19 protein-coding genes, 1 other RNA gene and 1 pseudogene are annotated in these 20653 nt (G+C 63.3%); 5 read left to right on the top strand and 16 right to left on the bottom strand.

Annotated features, from left to right (window positions below):
• Positions 1 to 49: 49 nt before the first annotated feature.
• The 6 genes from B0B13_RS05325 to ndk all read right to left on the bottom strand — a co-directional run bounded on the left by B0B13_RS05325 (position 50) and on the right by ndk (position 6473).
• Positions 50 to 679: a tetratricopeptide repeat protein gene (locus tag B0B13_RS05325; RefSeq protein ID WP_076785038.1), complete on the bottom strand. Its 630-nt coding sequence runs from the start codon at positions 677 to 679 to the stop codon at positions 50 to 52.
• Between the two features lie 19 nt (positions 680 to 698).
• Positions 699 to 2039, bottom strand: coding sequence for a histidine--tRNA ligase (gene hisS, locus B0B13_RS05320; protein ID WP_076785039.1), 1341 nt, complete (start codon positions 2037 to 2039; stop codon positions 699 to 701).
• Complete coding sequence (ispG, locus tag B0B13_RS05315; RefSeq protein ID WP_076797159.1) at positions 2036 to 3403, bottom strand: flavodoxin-dependent (E)-4-hydroxy-3-methylbut-2-enyl-diphosphate synthase; 1368 nt, start codon at positions 3401 to 3403, stop codon at positions 2036 to 2038. Before ispG ends, hisS begins: the two co-directional genes overlap by 4 nt.
• A 126-nt stretch (positions 3404 to 3529) precedes the next feature.
• Positions 3530 to 4552, bottom strand: a complete 1023-nt coding sequence (locus B0B13_RS05310; RefSeq protein WP_076794849.1) for a helix-turn-helix domain-containing protein — start codon at positions 4550 to 4552, stop codon at positions 3530 to 3532.
• Positions 4553 to 4803: 251 nt separating this feature from the next.
• Positions 4804 to 5943: a dual-specificity RNA methyltransferase RlmN gene (gene rlmN / locus B0B13_RS05305; RefSeq protein WP_076785041.1), complete on the bottom strand. Its 1140-nt coding sequence runs from the start codon at positions 5941 to 5943 to the stop codon at positions 4804 to 4806.
• Between the two features lie 104 nt (positions 5944 to 6047).
• The gene (gene ndk, locus B0B13_RS05300) at positions 6048 to 6473 is read right to left on the bottom strand and encodes a nucleoside-diphosphate kinase (RefSeq protein WP_076785042.1); all 426 of its coding nucleotides are present in this window, start codon (positions 6471 to 6473) and stop codon (positions 6048 to 6050) included.
• A gap of 201 nt (positions 6474 to 6674) precedes the next feature.
• Between ndk and B0B13_RS05295 the strand changes: the two genes are divergently transcribed.
• Positions 6675 to 7376 carry a Bax inhibitor-1 family protein gene (locus B0B13_RS05295; RefSeq protein WP_076794847.1) on the top strand — a complete coding sequence of 234 codons (702 nt, stop codon included), beginning with the start codon at positions 6675 to 6677 and terminating at the stop codon, positions 7374 to 7376.
• 207 nt (positions 7377 to 7583) lie between these two features.
• Here B0B13_RS05295 and rlmD read toward each other — a convergent pair whose 3' ends face one another.
• From rlmD to surE, 6 genes are all read right to left on the bottom strand, one after another.
• Entirely contained in the window at positions 7584 to 8984 is a 1401-nt protein-coding gene (rlmD, locus tag B0B13_RS05290) for a 23S rRNA (uracil(1939)-C(5))-methyltransferase RlmD (RefSeq protein WP_370643198.1), read from the bottom strand.
• Between the two features lie 257 nt (positions 8985 to 9241).
• Positions 9242 to 10018 (bottom strand): 3'-5' exonuclease, encoded by a 777-nt coding sequence (locus B0B13_RS05285; protein WP_076794844.1) that lies wholly within the window; start codon positions 10016 to 10018, stop codon positions 9242 to 9244.
• Positions 10015 to 11091 (bottom strand): RNA polymerase sigma factor RpoS, encoded by a 1077-nt coding sequence (gene rpoS, locus B0B13_RS05280; protein WP_076785045.1) that lies wholly within the window; start codon positions 11089 to 11091, stop codon positions 10015 to 10017. The genes B0B13_RS05285 and rpoS overlap by 4 nt, the downstream gene beginning before the upstream one ends.
• Positions 11092 to 11102: 11 nt before the next feature.
• Entirely contained in the window at positions 11103 to 11993 is an 891-nt protein-coding gene (locus B0B13_RS05275; RefSeq protein WP_139337329.1) for a peptidoglycan DD-metalloendopeptidase family protein, read from the bottom strand.
• 11 nt (positions 11994 to 12004) lie between these two features.
• A complete protein-coding gene (locus B0B13_RS05270) occupies positions 12005 to 12880 on the bottom strand; it encodes a protein-L-isoaspartate(D-aspartate) O-methyltransferase (RefSeq protein ID WP_076787218.1) in 876 nt (291 codons plus the stop codon).
• Entirely contained in the window at positions 12877 to 13644 is a 768-nt protein-coding gene (surE, locus tag B0B13_RS05265) for a 5'/3'-nucleotidase SurE (RefSeq protein ID WP_076797157.1), read from the bottom strand. The genes B0B13_RS05270 and surE overlap by 4 nt, the downstream gene beginning before the upstream one ends.
• A 60-nt stretch (positions 13645 to 13704) precedes the next feature.
• On the opposite strand from surE, the gene B0B13_RS19960 reads away from it, so the two are divergent.
• A complete protein-coding gene (locus tag B0B13_RS19960; RefSeq protein WP_076794839.1) occupies positions 13705 to 14046 on the top strand; it encodes an MDR/zinc-dependent alcohol dehydrogenase-like family protein in 342 nt (113 codons plus the stop codon).
• Positions 14047 to 14060: 14 nt separating this feature from the next.
• Here the strand turns inward: B0B13_RS19960 and recR are convergent, their stop codons facing one another.
• The 4 genes from recR to ffs all read right to left on the bottom strand — a co-directional run bounded on the left by recR (position 14061) and on the right by ffs (position 17899).
• Positions 14061 to 14663, bottom strand: coding sequence for a recombination mediator RecR (gene recR / locus B0B13_RS05255; RefSeq protein WP_139336959.1), 603 nt, complete (start codon positions 14661 to 14663; stop codon positions 14061 to 14063).
• A gap of 69 nt (positions 14664 to 14732) precedes the next feature.
• The gene (locus tag B0B13_RS05250) at positions 14733 to 15059 is read right to left on the bottom strand and encodes a YbaB/EbfC family nucleoid-associated protein (protein ID WP_076787222.1); all 327 of its coding nucleotides are present in this window, start codon (positions 15057 to 15059) and stop codon (positions 14733 to 14735) included.
• A 43-nt stretch (positions 15060 to 15102) separates the two neighbouring features.
• Positions 15103 to 17649 (bottom strand): DNA polymerase III subunit gamma/tau, encoded by a 2547-nt coding sequence (gene dnaX / locus B0B13_RS05245; RefSeq protein ID WP_076794836.1) that lies wholly within the window; start codon positions 17647 to 17649, stop codon positions 15103 to 15105.
• Positions 17650 to 17800: 151 nt separating this feature from the next.
• An RNA gene (ffs, locus tag B0B13_RS05240) (signal recognition particle sRNA small type) lies at positions 17801 to 17899 on the bottom strand.
• Positions 17900 to 18131: 232 nt separating this feature from the next.
• On the opposite strand from ffs, the gene trxA reads away from it, so the two are divergent.
• From trxA to B0B13_RS05225, 3 genes and pseudogenes are all read left to right on the top strand, one after another.
• A complete protein-coding gene (trxA, locus tag B0B13_RS05235) occupies positions 18132 to 18458 on the top strand; it encodes a thioredoxin TrxA (RefSeq protein WP_076785049.1) in 327 nt (108 codons plus the stop codon).
• A 213-nt stretch (positions 18459 to 18671) separates the two neighbouring features.
• Positions 18672 to 19934 (top strand): transcription termination factor Rho, encoded by a 1263-nt coding sequence (rho, locus tag B0B13_RS05230; RefSeq protein ID WP_013435079.1) that lies wholly within the window; start codon positions 18672 to 18674, stop codon positions 19932 to 19934.
• A 166-nt stretch (positions 19935 to 20100) separates the two neighbouring features.
• Positions 20101 to 20598: pseudogene (locus B0B13_RS05225) on the top strand (MerR family transcriptional regulator); the annotation flags it as partial.
• Positions 20599 to 20653: the final 55 nt, after the last annotated feature.

The following is a 20653-nucleotide window of genomic DNA, read 5'->3' as shown; positions in this document are numbered from 1 at the left end:
GATCAGTGACGCATTGACGGGTCAATCGGAAATCGAACTGCACGGGGCTTCAGCCACCGAGCGCATCGAGCTTGAACTGGATCAGCTGACGCACGGACGAATCACCGTGCTCGAGCGCCGCCAGCGCGGTCTGGTACGCGGCGCGCGCATCGTCACGCTTACCCTGCGCGGCCAGCAGGTCACCGCGGCGATCCGCGTACAGACCGCTAAATGCCTGCGGCGGCGGGTCGGACAACAGCTTCAAGCCTGCGTCATAAGCCTTTTCGTCGATCAACAGCGCGGCGAGCCGCAACCTCGCGATCGCCTTGAACTCGTCGCCGCGCGCCTGATCGACGACCCACTGCAACTGCCCTTTTGCGCCGGCCACATCCCCTGCCGTATACAACGCCTTGGCGGCCGCCAGCGCGCTGAGCGGTGCATAGGCGGTGCCGCCGAAGCGCGCTTCCATGTCCGCCGCAACCCGCGCAATCTGTGTTTTGTCCCCTGAGGCCACCGCTTGCTGGATCGTGTCATAGAACACCGCGGCCTGCGCCGCCTGGCGCCGCTGCCACCCGTTCCAACCGTTATAGGCGGCCCCCGCCAGCAGCGCAGCAAGCACGACCCAGGTCAGCGCATTGCCCCACTTCGCCCACCAGGCCTTCAGGTCGTCGAGGGTTTCTTGTTCGTGGTGGTAACTCATTTAATGGATACTCGCCTGGTCATTCATTCGTCGCCTTGTCAGCGGGTGCAACCATCGCATCGATCAGGAATTCGGTCAAGCGTTCGGCCGGCACCCGTTGCTGCACGCCATCTGAGCCCGCCGGATCGCCACGCAACGCCTTGATCGACACCTCGTCGCACTGAACCTCGTCGTCACCGAGGATTACCGCATACGCGGCACCGCTCGCATCGGCGCGCTTCATCTGCGACTTGAAACTCGCCGGTGCGCCGTCGGCACTGCAGTGCAGGATCACATCCAGCCCCGTGTCACGCAACCGCTCGGCGATCACGAACGCACGCTCGCGCGCCGCGTCACCCTGGTGCACGATGTACACGTCGCAGCCTTCATCGGGCGGCACCAGTTGATCCTCGCGCAGCAGTTCCAGAATGCGCTCGACGCCCAGGGCCCAGCCGCACGCCGGCGCCGGTTTGCCGCCGAGTTGTTCGATCAGCGGGTCATATCGGCCGCCGCCGGCGACAGTACCTTGCGCGCCAAGCTTGTCAGTCACCCACTCGAATACCGTTAGGTTGTAGTAGTCCAGCCCCCGCACGAGCCGGGGGTTGATCGTAAATGGAATGTTGTTCGCACTCAGCAACCGTTGCACGCCTTCGAAATGCGCAAGCGACGCGTCCCCCAGAAAGTCGATCAGCTTCGGCGCATTCGCTACAACGTCCTGCATCGCGGGGTTCTTCGTGTCGAGCACGCGCAACGGGTTCGTATACAGCCGACGCTTCGCATCATCGTCGAGCAACTCGACGTGCCGCTCCAGGTACGCGATCAACTCATTGCGGTGAGCGGCGCGTTCCTGCGCCTGTCCGAGCGAATTAAGCTCCAGCCGGATGCCCGTGAGGCCCAGATCGTCCCAAAGCCGTTGACACATCAGGATGATCTCCGCATCGGCATCCGGGCCAGCGAAACCGAGCGCCTCGACGCCGACCTGGTGAAACTGCCGGTAGCGACCGCGCTGTGGCCGCTCGTGGCGGAACATCGGTCCGATATACCAGAGCCGCTTCGGGCCGTCGTACAGTAGGTTGTGCTCGATCGCCGCACGCACCACGGCAGCGGTGTTCTCAGGACGCATCGTCAATTGCTCGCCGTTCAGCGAATCGACGAAGCTGTACATTTCCTTTTCGACAATATCGGTCACTTCGCCGATACCACGGGTGAACAATGGCGTATGCTCGACGATCGGCGTACGGATGTTTTGGTATCCGTAGGCGCGCAGCATCGATTTGACCGTGCTCTCAAAAAACTCCCACAGCCCGGCGTCGCGCGGCAGGATGTCGTTCATTCCCTTGACGCCGGTCAGCTTCTCTAGTTTACGTTTCTGTTCTGTCATGTCGATTCAATGATGACCCGGGCTGGAGACCGTGCTTCGCACGCCACTTCACTCGCTGGCGTCGTGCCATAGGTGCGCTGGACATAGTCGTTGACGATATCCTGAAATTCCTCCGCAATGCGCGCGCCGCGCAGCGTGGTCGTTTTCACGCCGTCGATGAACACGGGCGCGGCTGGATTTTCGCCGGTTCCCGGCAGGCTGATGCCGATATTCGCGTGCTTGGACTCGCCCGGACCATTGACGATACAGCCCATCACCGCGACATTCATCGTCTCCACGCCCGGATACTGCTTGCGCCACACCGGCATCTGCGTGCGCAGATAGTCCTGAATTCGTGACGCCAGCTCCTGGAACACGGTGCTCGTCGTGCGGCCGCAACCCGGACACGCGATCACCATCGGCGTGAACGAGCGTAGCCCCATCGTCTGCAAAATCTCCTGGGCGACGACAACCTCACCGGTACGCGAAGCGCCCGGCTCCGGCGTCAGCGAGACCCGAATCGTGTCGCCGATGCCCTGCTGCAGCAGCACCGACAGCGCAGCGGCCGACGCGACCATGCCCTTTGAACCCATGCCCGCCTCGGTCAGCCCCAAATGCAGCGCAAAGCCACAGCGCAGCGACAGCGCCTGATAGACCGCGATCAGGTCCTGCACGCCACTGACCTTGCATGAAAGCACGATGCGCTCGCGCCCCAAGCCCAGCTCGACAGCCCGTTCGGCCGAGCCGATCGCGGACTGGATCAGTGCCTCGTACATCACGCTTTGCGCGTCCCAGGGCGTCGCACGCCGCGCATTCTCGTCCATCATCTGCGCAAGCAGGTCCTGGTCCAGGCTTCCCCAATTCACGCCGATGCGCACCGGCTTGTCATGGCGGATCGCCGCCTCAATCATCTGCGCGAATTGCGTGCCGCGCTTGGCGCCCTGACCGACGTTGCCCGGGTTGATTCGGTACTTCGATAACGCCTGCGCGCAATCCGGATAGTCGCGCAGCAGCAGATGACCGTTGTAGTGGAAGTCGCCGACCAGCGGCACGTTCACGCCCATGCGGTCAAGTTGCTCACGGATCGCCGGCACCGCGGTCGCGGCCTCGGGCGTGTTAACCGTGATGCGCACCAACTCGGAGCCGGCCTGCGCAAGCTCCTTGATCTGGATCGCGGTACCGATCGGATCGGCAGTATCGGTGTTCGTCATCGACTGTACGCGCACCGGCGCGCCACCGCCAATCGTCACCGTATGGTCCTGCCAACGCACCGTAACCACATGCGTGCGACGCCTTAGCGCAGGGCCACCGAACACCGGTTCGTCCGACGCGACCCGGCTTGCTACCGGCGCACCGCCGGATTCAAACAGAATATTGGACTGCATCGAATTACCCGATTGCATGACACACTCATCCTATTGAGCACCGTGCGACCGCGTTGCGACAGACGCACGGCTGCACGGGGCTGATCGCCACTGACCTTGACCTTGCCGCGCTCGCCCTATCCTTCGTTACGGCAGACTGAAACGCGCGACGTTGCCCTGCGCGCCATCGTATTTTGCAGACGGAACCGGCTTGCCGTCGAGCGACATCGCCTCGATACCCGCCTTGTTGCCCACTGTCACGCGAAACGGCGCAATGCCTTGTACACGCTTCTCGTCTCCCGCGCGCAGCAAACCGGAAAATAACGGCTCGCCATCGCGCTGCCGCACGCTGAACCAACTGTCCTGCGACACCTTGATGGTTACCGCCGCCTCGCCGTCGGCCAGCACCGGTGCGGCCTCCGACGTTGGCGACGCGTCGCCCGTCCGGGCATTGGCCGCAATCGCAGGCGACACCGGCGCTGACGCGAGCGCCGCGGCCGTCGATGCTGCGGACAACGCGTCCGCGCCCGACGACGCATCAAGCGCCGCGGGCCGCGGCAATTCAGTCAGCGTGCTCGTCGCCGACGCCAGCTGCACACCCACCGGCGCGGCGCCCGGCGATGCAGCGCCGTCGTGCTCAACTGCGTCCGCACCGCCGATCTTCAGGCGGGCGATCCAGCCTCCGCCCGCCTCGCCGCCAGTGCGCCATACTGCGATGACCGCCACCAGCGCAATCACGAACGCGACGATCCACACCCATGGCCGGCGCCTAGGGGCGCCCCCCAAATTCATCACGACACGCCCCCGCGGCAGCCCCGCGCCACTGTTCGATGGCAGCGATAGGTCGGGCTCGATCGGCCCGCTGGTGCGTCGCAGCGTATCGGTCAGCGGCGTCGGATCGGCCCCGAGCATCTTCGCATAGCTGCGCACTACGCCAATCGCAAACGTCGTATCCGGCAGGTGACTGTAATCGCCTGATTCCAACTCACGCAACTTGTACGGCGCGACTTTCAGCCGCGCGGACACATCCTCGATCGACCATCTTTTGGCCTCGCGCAGCTTTTCGAGCTGCGCACCGACCTGCCGCGCGGACTCCGCCGCGGCGCCCGGATCCGGCCGTCTGGCCGTGGCGCTCGAGTCGTGCGGTGTCAGATGCTGCTGGTCACTCATCCCTAATTCCTCACTGGAATTCTTTTCGTTGCTCGCGGCGCCGCGAGCTGATTTCGCCTAAACGATGAGCCCAAATGGAGCAAGGCCGGCAAACCGTCGTTCACCGGCACCGGAATGACTCAAATCATGGGTACGACCGCGGTACACGGCACAAAATCCCGCGACGCACACATCGGGACCTGATCGTCGCGATCCCGGCCCTGCCGGGGCAAGTCCCCATTTTTGCCCCGTCCTGCCTCCGCCGCCATACGTCATACCGCGCGCACCCCGATCGCCGCGAGACCGGTACGCGCGTCGCGCCGCCTGCGTTCCGCCACGCGGGTACGGTCGCGGACCTCGCCGGCCAACTGCCCGCAGGCCGCATCGATATCATCGCCGCGCGTCCTGCGCACAGTCGTCACGACACCCGCATCGATCAGGATCTGCGCGAACTGCTTGATCCGCTCCGGATGGGAGCGCAACAGCCCGGACTCAGGAAATGGATTGAACGGTATCAGATTGAATTTGCACGGCACGTCGCGCGTCAGCGCGAGCAATTGCCGCGCGTGCTCATCACTGTCATTGATACCGTCCAGCATGCAATACTCGAACGTGATGAAATCGCGTGGTGCAACACGCAAATACCGGTGACATGCCGCCATCAATTCCGCAAGCGGGTACTTTCGGTTCAGTGGCACCAATTCGTCGCGCAACGCGTCGTTAGGGGCGTGCAGTGACACAGCCAGCGCCACCGGCAATTCGGCCGCCAGCCGGTCAATCATCGGCACGACGCCCGACGTGGACAGCGTCACGCGGCGACGCGACAATCCGTACGCGTGGTCGTCAAGCATCAGCCGCATGGCCGGCACCACCGCATCGAAATTCAGCAGCGGCTCGCCCATGCCCATCATCACGACGTTCGTAATCACCCGTTCACCGGGAGCAAGGCCACCGAGTGCAGCGCGCAGCGCGAACTCGGCCATCCACAACTGGCCAATGATCTCGCCGACGCCAAGGTTACGCGAAAAGCCCTGCTTGCCCGTCGAGCAGAAGCGACAGTTCACCGCGCAGCCAGCCTGCGACGACACGCATAGCGTGCCACGTCCCTGCTCCGGGATATACACGGTCTCCACCGCGTTGCCTTCGCCCACGTCGAGCAGCCACTTGCGCGTGCCGTCCGCGGACGTGTGGTCTTGCAGCACCGCGGGATGATGAATCGATGCGCAGGTCTTCAGCTTGTCGCGCAGCGATTTTGCGAGATCGGTCATCGCGTCAAAATCGCTGACGCCACCGTGATGGATCCACCGCTGCAATTGGCGCGCGCGAAACGGCTTCTCGCCAAGGCTCGCGCAGTACGCAACGAGGCCCGCAGCATCGAAATCCAAAAGATTGACCGTGTCAGTCATTGTCATGCCTGCCGTCTCAGATGGCGCCCGCAGCGGCGGCACACCGCGCCGCCCATCCAACCCGTGCTCGCAGGGCGCGGGCTTAGCCGGCGCAGCCGGCTTACCGTCGCTCAGCGCGAGTAGACGTTCACTTCCGGAAAGAAAAAGGCGACCTCGATAGCTGCCGTTTCCGGCGCGTCGGAGCCGTGCACCGCATTGGCATCAATGCTGTCCGCGAAATCCGCCCGAATGGTACCCTTTTCCGCCTTCTTCGGATCGGTCGCACCCATCAGCTCACGATTCTTCGCGATCGCACCTTCGCCCTCGAGCACCTGAATCATGACCGGGCCCGACACCATGAACTCGACCAAATCTTTGAAGAAAGGCCGCTCCCTGTGCACCGCGTAAAACTTTTCCGCATCCGCGCGCGACAAATGGACCATGCGGGCCGCGATGATTTTCAGCCCGGCCTGCTCGAACCGGCTGTAGATTTGACCGATCACATTCTTTGCGACAGCATCGGGTTTGATAATCGACAGGGTGCGCTCGATCGCCATGAAAAAAACTCCGGGAAAATGAGGAAGTTACGAAGTCCACCGAATCCGCCATTCTAACACGAGCCGGTGTATCATTGGCAGGGAACCCTTACAGCACTGTAAGGTTCTAATGTCACGTGTGGTTCGGCCGTCGGACTGCCGCGAAGAAGCGGCGGGTGATGCCGGCACCGTTTGCAAGTCAAGATAACGCAAGGAGAAACCATGGCTGACTCTCGTACCTACGGGTTTGGGCGTACTGGCACCGTCGTCTCAACCGAAACGCGAAATAGGGTACTGCGCAACACGTACTGGCTACTGGCACTGTCGATGGTTCCGACCGTGTTCGGCGCGTGGCTCGGAGTCGCAACCGGCTTTTCGCTATTTGCCGCCACCTCGCCAATGATGAGCGTGCTGGCTTTCCTCGCGATCGCGTTCGGCTTCATGTTCGCGATCGAGCGGACCAAGCACAGCGCAGTGGGCGTGTTTGTGCTGCTCGGCTTTACGTTCTTCATGGGCCTGATGCTGTCGCGTCTGCTGAGCTTTATTCTCGGCTTCACGAACGGCCCGTCGCTGATCATGCTTGCCTTCAGTGGCACCAGTCTGATCTTCGCGGCGATGGCAACGGTCGCCACGGTCAGCAAGCGCGACTTTTCTGGCTTGGGCAAGTGGTTGTTCGTCGGCGTGCTCGTACTGCTGCTGGCCTCGGTCGCGAATGTGTTCCTGCACCTGCCGGCATTGATGCTGACGGTGTCGGTTTTGGCGATCGTCATCTTCTCGGCCTACATGCTGTTCGACGTGCAACGCGTGGTCAACGGTGGCGAAACGAACTATATCAGCGCGACGCTGATGATCTATCTAGACGTGTACAATGTGTTCACGAATCTGCTAGCGCTGCTCGGCATTTTTGGCGGCAACCGCAACTAAGCCGTCACGCCCCAGCGCTGTGACGGCGCATGGGGCACGGGGCGCGGGGCACGTCTAAACTAGCAAGCGCGGGGGCGAGCCTCCGCGCTTTTTTCATCGGCGCATCCCAGCGCTGCCCTGTCGCGCGCACGCTGCCTGCACAGCACGCACCCCTACCACCGCCCTTACCGCCACCCCCCACCTTTTCTGGCCGTCAACCGCTGCGGGTCATGCACGCTCGAAACAGGCGATCGACTCGACGTGCGACGTGTGCGGAAACATATTCACGACGCCCGCGCCAACCAGCCGATAGCCAGCCTCGTGCACCAGCAACCCAGCATCGCGCGCCAGCGTAGCCGGATTACATGACACATAGACGATCCGCCCTGGCAAGCACGCCGCGTCGCCGGTCTGTGCCAGCTCGCTCAGCGCTTTTGCCACGGCCAGCGCGCCTTCGCGCGGCGGATCGATGAGGAACTTGTCAAACCGGCCGAGCGCGTGCAAATCGGCGGCGCCCACCTCGAACAAATTGCGCGTGGCAAACGATGTGCGTGCCTCGAGACCATTGACACGGGCATTGGCCTGCGCGCGCTGCGTCAGTGCCTCACTGCCTTCAATGCCGACCACCTCGCGCGCGCGCCGTGCCAGCGGCAACGTGAAATTGCCCAGCCCGCAGAACAAATCTAGCACGCGGTCGGTACGCGCTGGCGCAAGCAGCCGCACCGCCCTGCCAACCAGCGCCCGGTTGATCTGGTGATTGACCTGCGTGAAGTCGGTCGGCTTGAACGGCATCCGGATGTCGAACTCCGGCAGCGTGTAGGCCAGTTCGACATTGACCGGGTAGAACGGCATGACGCTGTCGGGCCCCTTAGGCTGCAGCCAGAATTGCACGCCGTGCTGGTCAGCAAACGCGCGCAGCAGTGCCTCGTCCTGTTCGGTCAGCGGCTCAAGCACCCGCAATACCAGCGCGGTGAGCGCGTCACCGATCGCCAACTCGATCTGCGGCAGCCGGTCCCGAATCGATAGCGACCCGACCAGCCGGCGCAACGGCACGAGCAGCGCCGATACGTGCGGCGGCAGCACCTCGCACCGCGTCATGTCAGCCACGTAGCTGCTTTTCTTTTCATGGAACCCGACCAACACGCCGCCCTTTCTCACGACGTTGCGCACGGTGAGTCGGGCACGATAGCGGTATCCCCATGACGGACCGCCTATCGGCCGATAGATTTGTTCCGCGCGCAGCTTAGCCAAGTGCGATAGATTGTCTTCCAGCACCCGCTGCTTGACCGCGACCTGCGCGCGCGCGTCCAAATGCTGCATCGAGCATCCGCCACAGGTGCCAAAAAACTGGCATTGCGGCGTGGTGCGCATACTGCTGGCGCGCAATATCTTGACGATTTGCGCCTGCTCGTAGCTCGGCTTCTTGCGAAAGCTCGAGTACGACACAGTTTCGCCCGGCAACGCACCCTCGACGAAGATGACCTTACCGGGCACACCCTGCTCATCGATCTGCCGCCCCACACCGCGCGCTTCCATATCGAGCGACTCGATGTCGACCACGGGCGCAACGCGCGGTGCAGTCGCCACGCTCGACAACGTCGCGCGGGCAGGGCTCGCGCTAATCGACACAACATCGGCCGATGCGGCGTCAGCCAACGTGGTGGCCTTCGGCTGTACGGTGTGAACCACCTTGAAACTTCCTGGTTTGTGACGAAAATTGAAATTGTAGACTAGCGATGCTGGGCCCGGCAGCTTTATTCTTCACCGCCAAAGCCCCCGATGCGGATCATGGATTAGCATATCCAATGGGGATGCGGTATTGACGCTCGTATTCGAGTTTAATTGAAGCGTGACCACGGCGCGCCTGCCGCCGCGCGCCTGCCCCGTCAGTCAGCAAAGCCCGCCAGATAGTCCCGCCAATGGGGTGCGCTTTCGCGGGCCAATGCGTCGCGCACCAATGTGACTTCGTCCTCATAGTCCGCCGCACTCAACACGCCGCGCATCAGCTGGAAGCGGCAATACAGCAGATACGTGTTTACAACGTCTGTCTCGCAATAGTGGCGGATCTCGGCGATGCGGCCCTGCTGGAACGCGTCCCATACCTGTGAGCCATCCATGCCCATCTTGCCCGGAAACCCGCACAGCTTGGCCAATGCGTCCAGCGGCGCGTTCGCGCGGGCGTTGTACATCGCCAACACGTCCATTAGATCAGTATGACGGGCATGATACCGGCTGATGTAGTTATTCCATTTGAAGTCCCGATCACAGTCACCGAGGTCCCAATATTTCGGTGCAACGATACCATTGATTAGCGCACGATAGTGCAGGACCGGCAAATCAAAGCCGCACCCGTTCCACGACACCAATTGCGGCGTGTACTTCTCGATCACCCGATAAAATAACTGGATCAGCACGGCTTCCGGATCCTGTGGCGTGCCCAGCGAGCGTACGCGAAACCCGTCCCGGTCACGGAACACGCACGAGATCGCGGCCACCCGCTGCAAATGCAGTGGCAGGAAATCAGAACCTGTTTTTTCGCGGCGCGCGGCAAACGCGCACTCAGCGACGTCGGCATCGGACATCGTCGTGGGCCATGACTCCAGCTTGCGAATGCCGGCCACGTCGGGAATGGTCTCGATATCGAAGACGAGTACCGGGATCACAGCACGGCGTCCTTGGGCACGCCGTTGGAGGCGAAATAGCGCTTCAGGCGCGCCAGCGCCTCTTGCTGAATCTGCCGCACACGTTCACGCGTGAGCCCCATCTCATCGGCCAATTCCTCGAGCGTGGCCGGCTCGATACTGTTCAGCCCGAAACGCCGCTCAATCACGTGACGATGCTTATCAGGCAGACGCGAGAGCCATACCCGTGTGAGCGTCTCCAGTTCGCGGTGCTGCACCTCGGCGTCCGGCGGCTGGCTTTGCTCGTCCGACAGCAGATCCAGCAGGCTGCTAGCCGGGTCCAACTCCAGCGGCGCGTCCAGCGAGGCAGTGTGCTCATTTAGCGCGAGAATGTCCGCTACCTCCTCGGGTGTCTTGCCAATCAGGTAGGCAATATCCTCGACGCTCGCGTCACAGCGCTCGCCGGCGCCGCTCGCCGGTGCACTAGCGGTCCGCTCCAGATGGCGCTTGGCGCGCAGCACCTGGTTCAACTCGCGGATCACGTGAACCGGCAGGCGCACGGTGCGCGCCTGATTCATGATCGCGCGCTCGATACTCTGGCGGATCCACCACGTTGCATAGGTCGAGAAGCGAAAACCACGCGTCGGATCGAATTTCTCAATTGCGTGCATCAGCCCCAGATTGCCTTCCTCGATGAGGTCCAGTAAAGGCACGCCGCGATTCAGGTAGGCCTTCGCAATGCTGACGACCAGCCGCAGATTATGCTCGATCATCATCTGCCGAGCGTCGAACTCCCCCGCTTTGGCCAACCGCGAATAGCGCTGCTCCTCCTCGAGCGTCAGCAACGGTTTCACGCTGATGCAGTTTAGGTAGTGCTGGATCGTATCAGCGGTCAGTTCAGCCTGCAGCAGTGTGCGAAAATCGTCCGGATCGGGCTCCGCGACCGCCGCCTCTTCCGCAGCACCTTGCTTCGACACCGGCTCATCGTCCACTCCTTGTTCGACAGATGGCTCGTCAGCGTGTTGCGCGAAGCGCTCGCCGTCGTCCAACTCACCGGAGGTATCGCCAACGGGATCCGACATGTCGGTCGAAGGACGGCGCTTCGTTTTGGCCATGGTAATTCGCTCTATTGTGGCGGAAGATACTTCATAGGATCGACGGGCTTGCCCTGCTTGCGGACCTCGAAATGCAGCATCACCTTATCCGAATCGGTACTACCCATCTCGGCAATCGTCTGGCCCTTGTTCACCGGGTCGCCTTCCTTGACTAGCAAAGTACGGTTGTGCGCGTACGCGGTCAGGTACGTCGCATCATGCTTGATGATAATGAGATTGCCGTATCCGCGCAGCCCATTTCCCGCATAAACGACGCGCCCATCCGCCGACGCCTTCACCGGCGCACCAAGCGCGCCGCCGAGGTTCACCCCTTTGTTCTTCGCTTCGTCGAATGCATTGAGCACTGGCCCGCGCACTGGCCACGCGAAGTTGACATTGCCGGCCACCGCATCCGGCTGGGGCGGAATCGATGCGATCGCTGGCGCCGAGCCGTAAGGCGGTGCGGCCGAAGGAGTCGACGCGGCACCGGGCGCAGCCGGGCCGCCGAGCGGGCGCGACTGCACTGCCGCGCCACCGAGCGGCGCAGCCGCGACACCCGGTGGCGATGCGGCGACGCTGGCTCCCGGCGGCACGACCCGCAGTAACTGATCGACTTCGATCTGGTTCGGGTTCGTCAGGTTGTTCCACGCCGCGATGTCGCGGTAGTTCTGCCCATTCTCGAGCGCGACCCGATACAGCGTATCACCTGGCTTCACACGGTAGTATCCGGGCGGCGGTGGGCCCAATGGCACGGCCTGCGCTGATCCCACACCGGTGGTAGAAAGCGGCGCGCCGCTGCGGTCGATGACGGGAGCGGGCTCCAGCCGGGTCGAACACGCCGTCAGCATGGCTAGCGCGGCAGCCACACAAACCGTTCGCTGGATCGTCACCAGACTCGCATTCACGCTCTCACTCCGCAACATGCTGTTCAACGTCAAATCACTCCCGATTTTAAGGGGACAAAGAAAACACGATCAAGCTGTGACTCACGCCACTGCGCGCTGGACACGCGCTCGACCAACGTGAGCACCTGTTCGTTGCCGCTGCTGCGTGAGCCCACCGGCGCCACCAGGCGGCCGCCAATGGCCAATTGCTCGAGTAGCGCGGCCGGCACATCGAAACCCGCAGCAGCGATCACGATGGCGTCGAACGGCGCGGCGCTTGGCAAGCCGAGCCGTCCATCACCGTAATGCAGCCGGATGTTCGGCACGCGCAACGGACGCAGGTTCGTTTTCGCCCGCTCGTACAATGGCTTTACCCGTTCAATCGAATACACGTCGCGCGCAAGGTGGCTCAGCACGGCCGCCTGATATCCGCAACCTGTGCCGATCTCCAATACTTTCTCCAGCGCACGCCCGGCTGTCGCCAACTCCAGCATGCGCGCGACCACCGACGGCTTGGAGATCGTTTGCTGATGCCCGATGGGCAGTGCGGCATCCTCATAAGCCTGCGCGGCAAGCCCAGGATCGACGAACTGGTGCCGGGGTATCGCCGCGAGTGCGTCAAGCACGCGTGCGTCAGCGACGCCGCTCGCGCGCACGCGTTCGACCATCCGTTGCCGAACACGTTCCGAAGTTAGCGCCAATTGTGGCGACAAGGACTCGTGCGCGGGTGCGGCCGACACCCCCCTGTCGGAAAACGGCCGCATCCGCTCAAGGCCTTCGCGCGTGCGCGCGCCGCCTGGCATGGGCTTGGCCGCGGCGCTGGCGGACGTGGATCCGGCCACGCCGGGCCGGGCTGGCGCACCGCGCGGCTCACGCATCACGTCGGACAACCCGAGCGGGAACCGCTTAGCGCGCCCGGCGCTCATGCAGGCTGCCCCGGCTGCCGCCCACCGCGCGTCCATTCGCATAGCGCCGGAAGCAATCGCGTATCGGTTAAATCCAATTGCAGCGGCGTAAGCGAGACATCGCCGGCCGCCACCGCGTGAAAGTCCGTGCCTTCACTCGCATCGAGCGCGGCCCCGGCCGCCCCGATCCAGTAGACCGGCTCACCGTGCGGATTGCTCGCGCAAATCACCGGCTGCGATGGGTGCCGCTTACCGAGCCGTGTGACGCGCCAGGTCCCCATTTCAGCATACGGCCGGTTTGGGATATTCACATTCAGTAGCGTATGCGCAGGCAATGGCACGCGTAACCAATGCTGCACGATATCCGCGGCCACGCGCGCGGCCGCATCCAGATGCGCCCAATCCTTGTCGACCAGCGAGAACGCGATCGACGGCACGCCGAACAGGAACCCCTCGGTAGCTGCCGCGACGGTACCCGAATAGAGCGTGTCCTCGCCCATGTTCTGCCCATTGTTGATACCGGACACCATCAGGTCTGGCTTGCCGTCGAGCAGCCCGGTCAACGCCACGTGCACGCAATCAGTCGGTGTGCCGTTCACGTAGCGAAAGCCGTTTGCGGCGGTAAAGACGGACAGTGGCCGCCACAGCGTCAGCGAGTTGGATGCGCCACTGCAGTTGTGCTCCGGCGCGACCACGACCACCTCGCCCAATGGCGCAAGTGCGTGGTAGAGCACCGCGAGCCCGGGCGCCAGATAACCGTCGTCGTTGCTAAGCAGGATCTTCATCAGGCGATTGTAACCGAGGATGTTTTGCCAACGGAGAGCAATCGAGCGCACCACTCGATCATGCGACGCACAGCAGCAGTCATCCCGGCCGCCGAGTCGTACCGAATAAAAGGCACGAGCGTTCGCAATAGTCTACCCTGGACGCGCTTCAAGCCCGGGGATCGCGTCGTCGCATACATCGGCATGGGCGCCTTCGCCGAACAGGTGGCCGCGCCCGCGGCCGCGTGCTTGCCGCTGCCACCGGAAATCGGCTTTGACGTTGCCGCTGCATTCACGCTGACCTACTGCACATCGCACCCTGCGCTAGCGAACCGCGCCGCGCTTCAGCCGGACGAAACGATGCCGGTGCTGAGCGCCGCCGGCATCGCGGCCATTGTGCCTCCTACAACGCGTTCGACTTGATCGACGATACGCGTTCAGACCGAGCGCCGATCCAGCACCGCGCGGGCGATCGTGCCAGCGTCGACATATTCGAGTTCACCGCCGACGGGCACGCCGCGGGCCAGCCGCGTGACCGTCAGGCCGCGCGCCTTGAGCATCTGGCCCAGGTAATGGGCAGTCGCCTCGCCTTCATTCGTGAAGTTGGTAGCCAGCACGACCTCACTGACCATGCCGTCGGTCGCCCGGCGCATCAGCCGGTCGAAATGGATCTCGCGCGGCCCAATGCCGTCAAGCGGGCTCAAGCGTCCCATCAGCACAAAATACAGCCCGCAATAAGCAAGCGTCTGCTCGAGCATGATTTGGTCGGCGGGTGTCTCGACCACGCACAGCAGCGTCGGATCACGCTGCTCGTCGCTGCACAGCTCGCATACGTCGCGCTCGGTAAACGTGTTACACCGCTCGCAATGCTTGAGCACCTGCGTCGCGTGCAGCAGCGACCGCCCGAGCCGCTGCGCCCCGTCCCGGTCATGCTGCATCAGGTGATAGGCGATGCGCTGCGCGGACTTCGGTCCGACACCGGGCAACGTGCGCAGCGCTTCGATCAGCGCGGCCAGCGCGGACGGCGGCTTCACGTTCATGTGCGTCGCGCGCCAACGCACGCCGGGAGTCGAAACACGACACGTTCGTTCATCAACGGCCCACGCAAATCAGAATGGCAGCTTGAAGCCCGGTGGCAGCGGCAACCCCGCGGTCATGCCGGACATTTTCTCCTGCGCCGTCGCCTCCGCCTTGCGCACCGCATCATTGAACGCGGCGGCGACCAGGTCCTCGAGCATGTCCTTGTCATCATCCAACAGGCTCGGATCGATCGTAACGCGACGCACTTCGTTTTTGCAGGTCATCGTCACCTTCACGAGACCGGCGCCAGACTGGCCCTCGATCTCGATCTGCGCAAGCTGCTCCTGCATCTTCTTCATGTTTTCCTGCATTTGCTGCGCCTGCTTCATCAAGCCGGCGAGTTGACCCTTCATCATCATGAAACTCCTTCGAATAGCGGGGGAATGCTGCGTTGGCCGGTCATGCGCTGGATGCGCGGTGGTCAACGCCAAGCGGGCGAATGGAACCCGGCACGATCGTCGCGCCGAACTCGCGGATCAGCGTCTGCACGAACGGGTCCGCGTTGATCTCGCGCTCGGCTTGCTGCTGTTGCTGCGCGCGCCGCGCGGCCTCCACGGCTGCGGCCGTGCGGCGTGCTGGGCCAACCGATACGGTCACGCGCACCAGCCTGCCTAGGGCCGCTTCGAGCGCGGCCTTCAGCTTGCCGGCATGTGCCGCGTCCGCATATTGCGGCACCGGCACACGCAATGTCAGTTCGTCACCGTCACACGCCATAAGCTCACTGTGAAACGCAAGCTGGTACGCAATGCCGCGCAGCGACAGTGATGCGGCCAATGTCGGCCACTCGCCGTCGTAGCCGAGCGGTGCAAGCGACACAGCCGGCGGCAACGGCGTGTCATCGACTGGTGCCGGCGGCTGCACGGCAGCCGGCACGTCGGGCGCCGAGTCATCCGCCAGCGCGGCGAAACTGGGCTCGCCGACATCGAAGGCGCCGTCATACGCAGACAGCGGCACGAACTCGTCGTCGGGCGGCGTGTCATCCCAGGGCGCCACCGCCGGCGCCGAGGCGCGAGTAGGGTCCTGTGCGTCGCCCGCGCCGGGGGCCGCACCCGACGCGCGCGTCGCGCCACCTGACGCGGCAGCGACCCGCTGTTGGCCCTTGCTGCGCGGCACCGGGCGCCGGGTGCCGGCGGCAGCGCTGGCCGCCAGCCGTTCGGCGAGCTGTGCTGCCGCGGACGCCGCTTTCGCGCGAGGCGGCGCGGCGGTGCCGTCGCCGTCCGCACCCGGCGCCGTCGTCGCCTCAGATCGGATGGCGCCCGACGCAGCCGCCGGCGCACGGCCGCGCTCGCTTGAAACGCGGATTCCCTTGCCCCGCAGCATGCCAAGCGCCGCGCTGGCCGGACTGCCGGCGCGCGATGGGTCCGGGTGCGAAGAAACCGGTTGTGGCGACGATGGAGCGGCAACGTCCTCCTGCAATGCGGGTTGGCTCGGATTGGCCTCGACCGCGTCCGTCGGACCATCATCCGTGTGGGGCACGCTGGTCCCCTCCAGCTGCGTCTGGGCCGCGCCCATGCCGGTCGCATCAGTGCTGGCGGTGCTCGTCTGCGTCGCGTTCGTGCACGCCACCGCCATGCGGACCCTTTCCTGCATTGCCTCATCCGCGTCAGCCCCGCCGCGCGCAGCCGCAGGTACGCCAGGCGAACGTGCAGCCGTCTGCACCGCCTCGGCGGCATGGGTGGGCATGGCGAAAGCCTGAGCCTGCGTCGCTGCACGGGCGTGCAAGCGCTGTGCAGGTTCGCGTTGCGTGGCGCCGACGGCGCGCGCGTCACTGGCTGTCGGGCCGCCGCCGGCGCCCGGCGCGCCTGCCTCTGGCGTGCCGGCTGCCGGCGGCATATCCGCCGGTACACGCCCGCTTATCACGTCGACAGTACCGAACGCAAGCATGCGCAACAGCGCCATCGTGAAACCGGCATACTCATCTGGGGCCAGCCCCAGTTCAGCGCGACCAATCGTCGCGATCTGGTAATAGAGCTGCACGGCTTCGGGCGTCAGCTGCTGCGCAAAACGCCGGACGTCCGCTGCTTCCGGCCATTCGTCCAGCACCGAGTCGGGCACCACCTGCGCCCACGCAATCCGATGCAGCAGGCTGGACAAATCCTGCAGCGCGGTCGAGAACGACAGGCTGCGCGCTGCCATCTCGTCAGCCACCGAGCGCACCGCGGCGCCGTCGCGCACGGCAACCGCATCCAGCAAGCGCACCAGGTAGCTTTGGTCCAGTGCGCCGAGCATGCCCCGCACGGCCTGTTCGGTTACCGCGCCTGCCGCGTACGCAATTGCCTGGTCGGTCAACGACAGCGCATCGCGCATGCTACCGTCCGCGGCGCGCGACAACAGGCGCAGCGCTTGCGTTTCGAAACCGATACCCTCGTCGGCCAGGATACGTTCCAGGTGCGACACGATATGGCCTGCCGGCATCTGTTTGAGATTGAACTGCAAACAGCGCGATAACACGGTGACAGGAATCTTCTGCGGATCCGTCGTCGCGAGAATGAACTTTACATGCGCCGGTGGCTCCTCGAGCGTCTTGAGCATCGAGTTGAACGCGTGATGGGTCAACATGTGGACTTCGTCAATCATGTAGACCTTGAAACGCGCATCGACCGGCGCGTAGACGGCGCGCTCGAGCAGCGCTGCCATCTCGTCGACGCCCCGGTTGCTGGCTGCATCCATTTCAACGTAGTCGACGAAGCGCCCTTCGTCGATTTCGCGACACGCCTTGCATACGCCGCATGGCGTGGCGGTAATGCCGGCCTCGCAATTAAGCGCCTTGGCCAAGATCCGCGACAGCGTGGTCTTGCCAACGCCGCGCGTGCCGGTGAACAAATAAGCGTGATGCAGCCGCTGCGCTTGAAGCGCATGGGTGAGCGCGCGCACCACGTGCTCCTGGCCGACGAGCGATGCGAAATCCCTGGGCCGCCACTTGCGTGCGAGAACTTGATAGATCATCACGAAATTGTATCAGCAACGCTCGCGCGTACCACGCGCGGAGTCGGCCGCGCACCACCGGAGCGCATGACACGACTGCACGTTGCGTTGACACTGGCAATGATGGGAGCGGAAGCAGAACAGCCCAATCGGGCAATCGGAGAAAGAGGAAGGTGACGAGCCCAACCCTCGGCACTGGCAGAAAACGGCTGTGGCTGCTTCGTTCCCGACCTGACCCGGTTGACCGCGCCACCATGCGAGGAGGCCCGTCACCGCGTATTCTAGCACTGGATCGCATCGTGACGCCACTGTGCACGATGGGAAGCGAATTACGTTAAGATGACGGCTGAATGACCTGCGAATGGGCGGGCGGATCCCGCCGTTGCGCTTCGCGAGGGCCGCCGCGCGGCAGCAGCATGCCGCCGGACGGGTTTTTGGAGATTGGGCATATCGGGGGGCCATCATGAGGCCGCACCTCAGGTGCCTTTAGAGGTAACGCGATAATGAGCGAACAAATCAAGCACATCACCGATGCTTCTTTCGAACAGGACGTCCTCAAGTCGGACAAGCCCGTCCTTCTCGACTTCTGGGCGGAATGGTGCGGCCCGTGCAAGATGATTGCGCCGCTACTGGACGAAGTAGCACGCGACTACAGCGACCGCCTGCAGGTCGCCAAGATTGATGTCGATCAGAATCCGTCGACGCCGGCCAAGTTTAGCGTGCGGGGCATTCCGACGTTGATCCTATTCAAGAACGGCGTGGTGGCCCAGACGAAGGTCGGCGCATTGTCGAAGGCCCAAATCACGGCGCTGATCGACAGCCATATCTGAGCCCCGCGGCGGCGCCCGCATCGGGACGGCGCTTGTTGCAAGGATGCAACGGGCGCCGCATCGCGACTATGCTCGAATTAGCATCGCTATGCTATGCTAAGATTAGAAAAGTTGAATACGTTTCAAATCGTATAACATCCTAACCGGGCCCGTCGCCCGACGACCCCCCTCCCCTTTCTGTCGCTTCTCCTCTTTCCCTGGCGGGATTCCTGTATGCATTTATCCGAGCTCAAGTCGCAACACGTATCTGCTTTGATCGAAATGGCCAATGGCCTGGAGATCGAAAACGCGAACCGCCTGCGTAAACAGGAGTTGATGTTCGCAATTCTGAAAAAGCGCGCCAAGACGGGTGAAACCATCTTCGGCGACGGCACCCTCGAAGTGCTGCCGGACGGTTTTGGCTTTTTACGCTCGCCCGAGACATCGTATCTGGCAAGCACCGACGACATCTACATCAGTCCGTCGCAAATCCGCCGTTTCAACCTGCACACCGGCGACACGATCGAAGGCGAGGTACGTACGCCGAAAGACGGCGAGCGGTATTTCGCGCTGGTCAAGGTCGACAAAGTCAACGGACAGCCGCCCGAGGCCTCGAAACACAAGATCATGTTCGAGAACCTCACGCCGCTGCATCCGAACAAGCCGCTGTCGCTCGAGCGCGACGTGCGCGGCGAGGAAAATATCACCAGCCGCATCATCGACATGATTGCACCGATCGGCAAAGGCCAGCGCGGACTGCTGGTCGCGTCGCCGAAGTCGGGCAAGACCGTGATGCTGCAGCACATCGCGCATGCGATTAAGTCAAACCATCCGGACGTCACATTGTTCGTGCTGCTGATTGACGAGCGCCCGGAAGAAGTCACTGAAATGCAGCGCTCGGTGGCCGGCGAGGTGATTGCGTCCACGTTTGACGAACCCGCATCGCGCCACGTGCAGGTCGCCGAAATGGTAATCGAGAAGGCCAAGCGGCTGGTCGAGATGAAGCACGACGTGGTGATCCTGCTGGACTCGATCACGCGGCTCGCACGCGCCTACAACACCGTGGTGCCGGCCTCGGGCAAGGTCTTGACCGGGGGCGTCGACGCCAATGCGCTGCAACGCCCGAAACGCTTCTTCGGTGCGGCGCGCAATGTGGAAGAAGGTGGTTCGCTGACGATCATCGGCACTGCGCTGATTGAAACCGGCAGCCGCATGGACGACGTGATCTATGAGGAGTTTAAGGGCACCGGCAACATGGAGGTGCATCTGGAACGGCGCCTCGCGGAAAAGCGGGTCTATCCGTCGATCAACCTGAACAAATCGGGCACCCGTCGCGAGGAATTGCTGATCAAGCCAGAAATCCTGCAAAAGATTTGGGTGCTGCGTAAGTTCATCCATGACATGGATGAAATCGAAGCCATGGAATTCTTGCTCGACAAGCTGAAGCAGACCAAGAGCAATTCGGAGTTCTTCGACATGATGCGCCGCGGCGGTTAAGCGCAGCACGCGCGTCGCCGATCCGCCTGGCCGCCGGCGTGGCACTCAGGCGGCTGACGAACCCCATGTTTTTCGGAACATGGGGTTCATTTTTTCATGCGGCTGCGCTGTTGGCACGGTATGGCACATATAATCGGTTTTCCCCCTCGTCGAACCGAACTGCGCGATGCGCCCTGCCGATCCCCCTTACGCACTGGTGACCGTCAGCGAAGCCGCCACCCGGCTCGGCGTGACACCGCGCACGCTGAAGTACTATGAGGAACTGGGACTGGCCACGCCCACCCGCAGCAAGGGACGTTACCGGCTGTACGAGCAAACCGATCTCGATCGCTTCGCGCGCATTTTGCGGATGCGCTCATTGGTTTTTTCACTCACGGCGATCACTGCGCTGCTAAAGCAACCGTTCGAGGCGCCGGCCAGCGAGAACCACCCGCGTCTGTCGCCTGCCGCGCTCGCCGCATGGCGCGCCTCACTGGCCACGCAGTTGGACATCCTGGATCGACGTGTCGCCCAGATGCGCAATGAACTGAAAGCCGCACAAGCGCTACGGACGCAGTTACAGCACGACCTGGACTATGTCGACCAGCGACTTGCTGGCGTCCCAGTGGACGTTGCGCTACAGCGGCGCAAGGCGCGTGGCGGCGCCCGTGGGCGGGGCGGCACGAAGACGGTACCGGCAAGCGGAACCGCCAGACCAGTCAACACTAGCCACGAAAGCC

It is taken from the genome of Burkholderia sp. b14 (genome assembly GCF_900156195.1).
GTDB lineage: Bacteria > Pseudomonadota > Gammaproteobacteria > Burkholderiales > Burkholderiaceae > Mycetohabitans.
The sequence above is the reverse complement of the archived record's forward strand: the minus strand, read 5'-3'. Positions and strand labels throughout refer to the sequence as shown.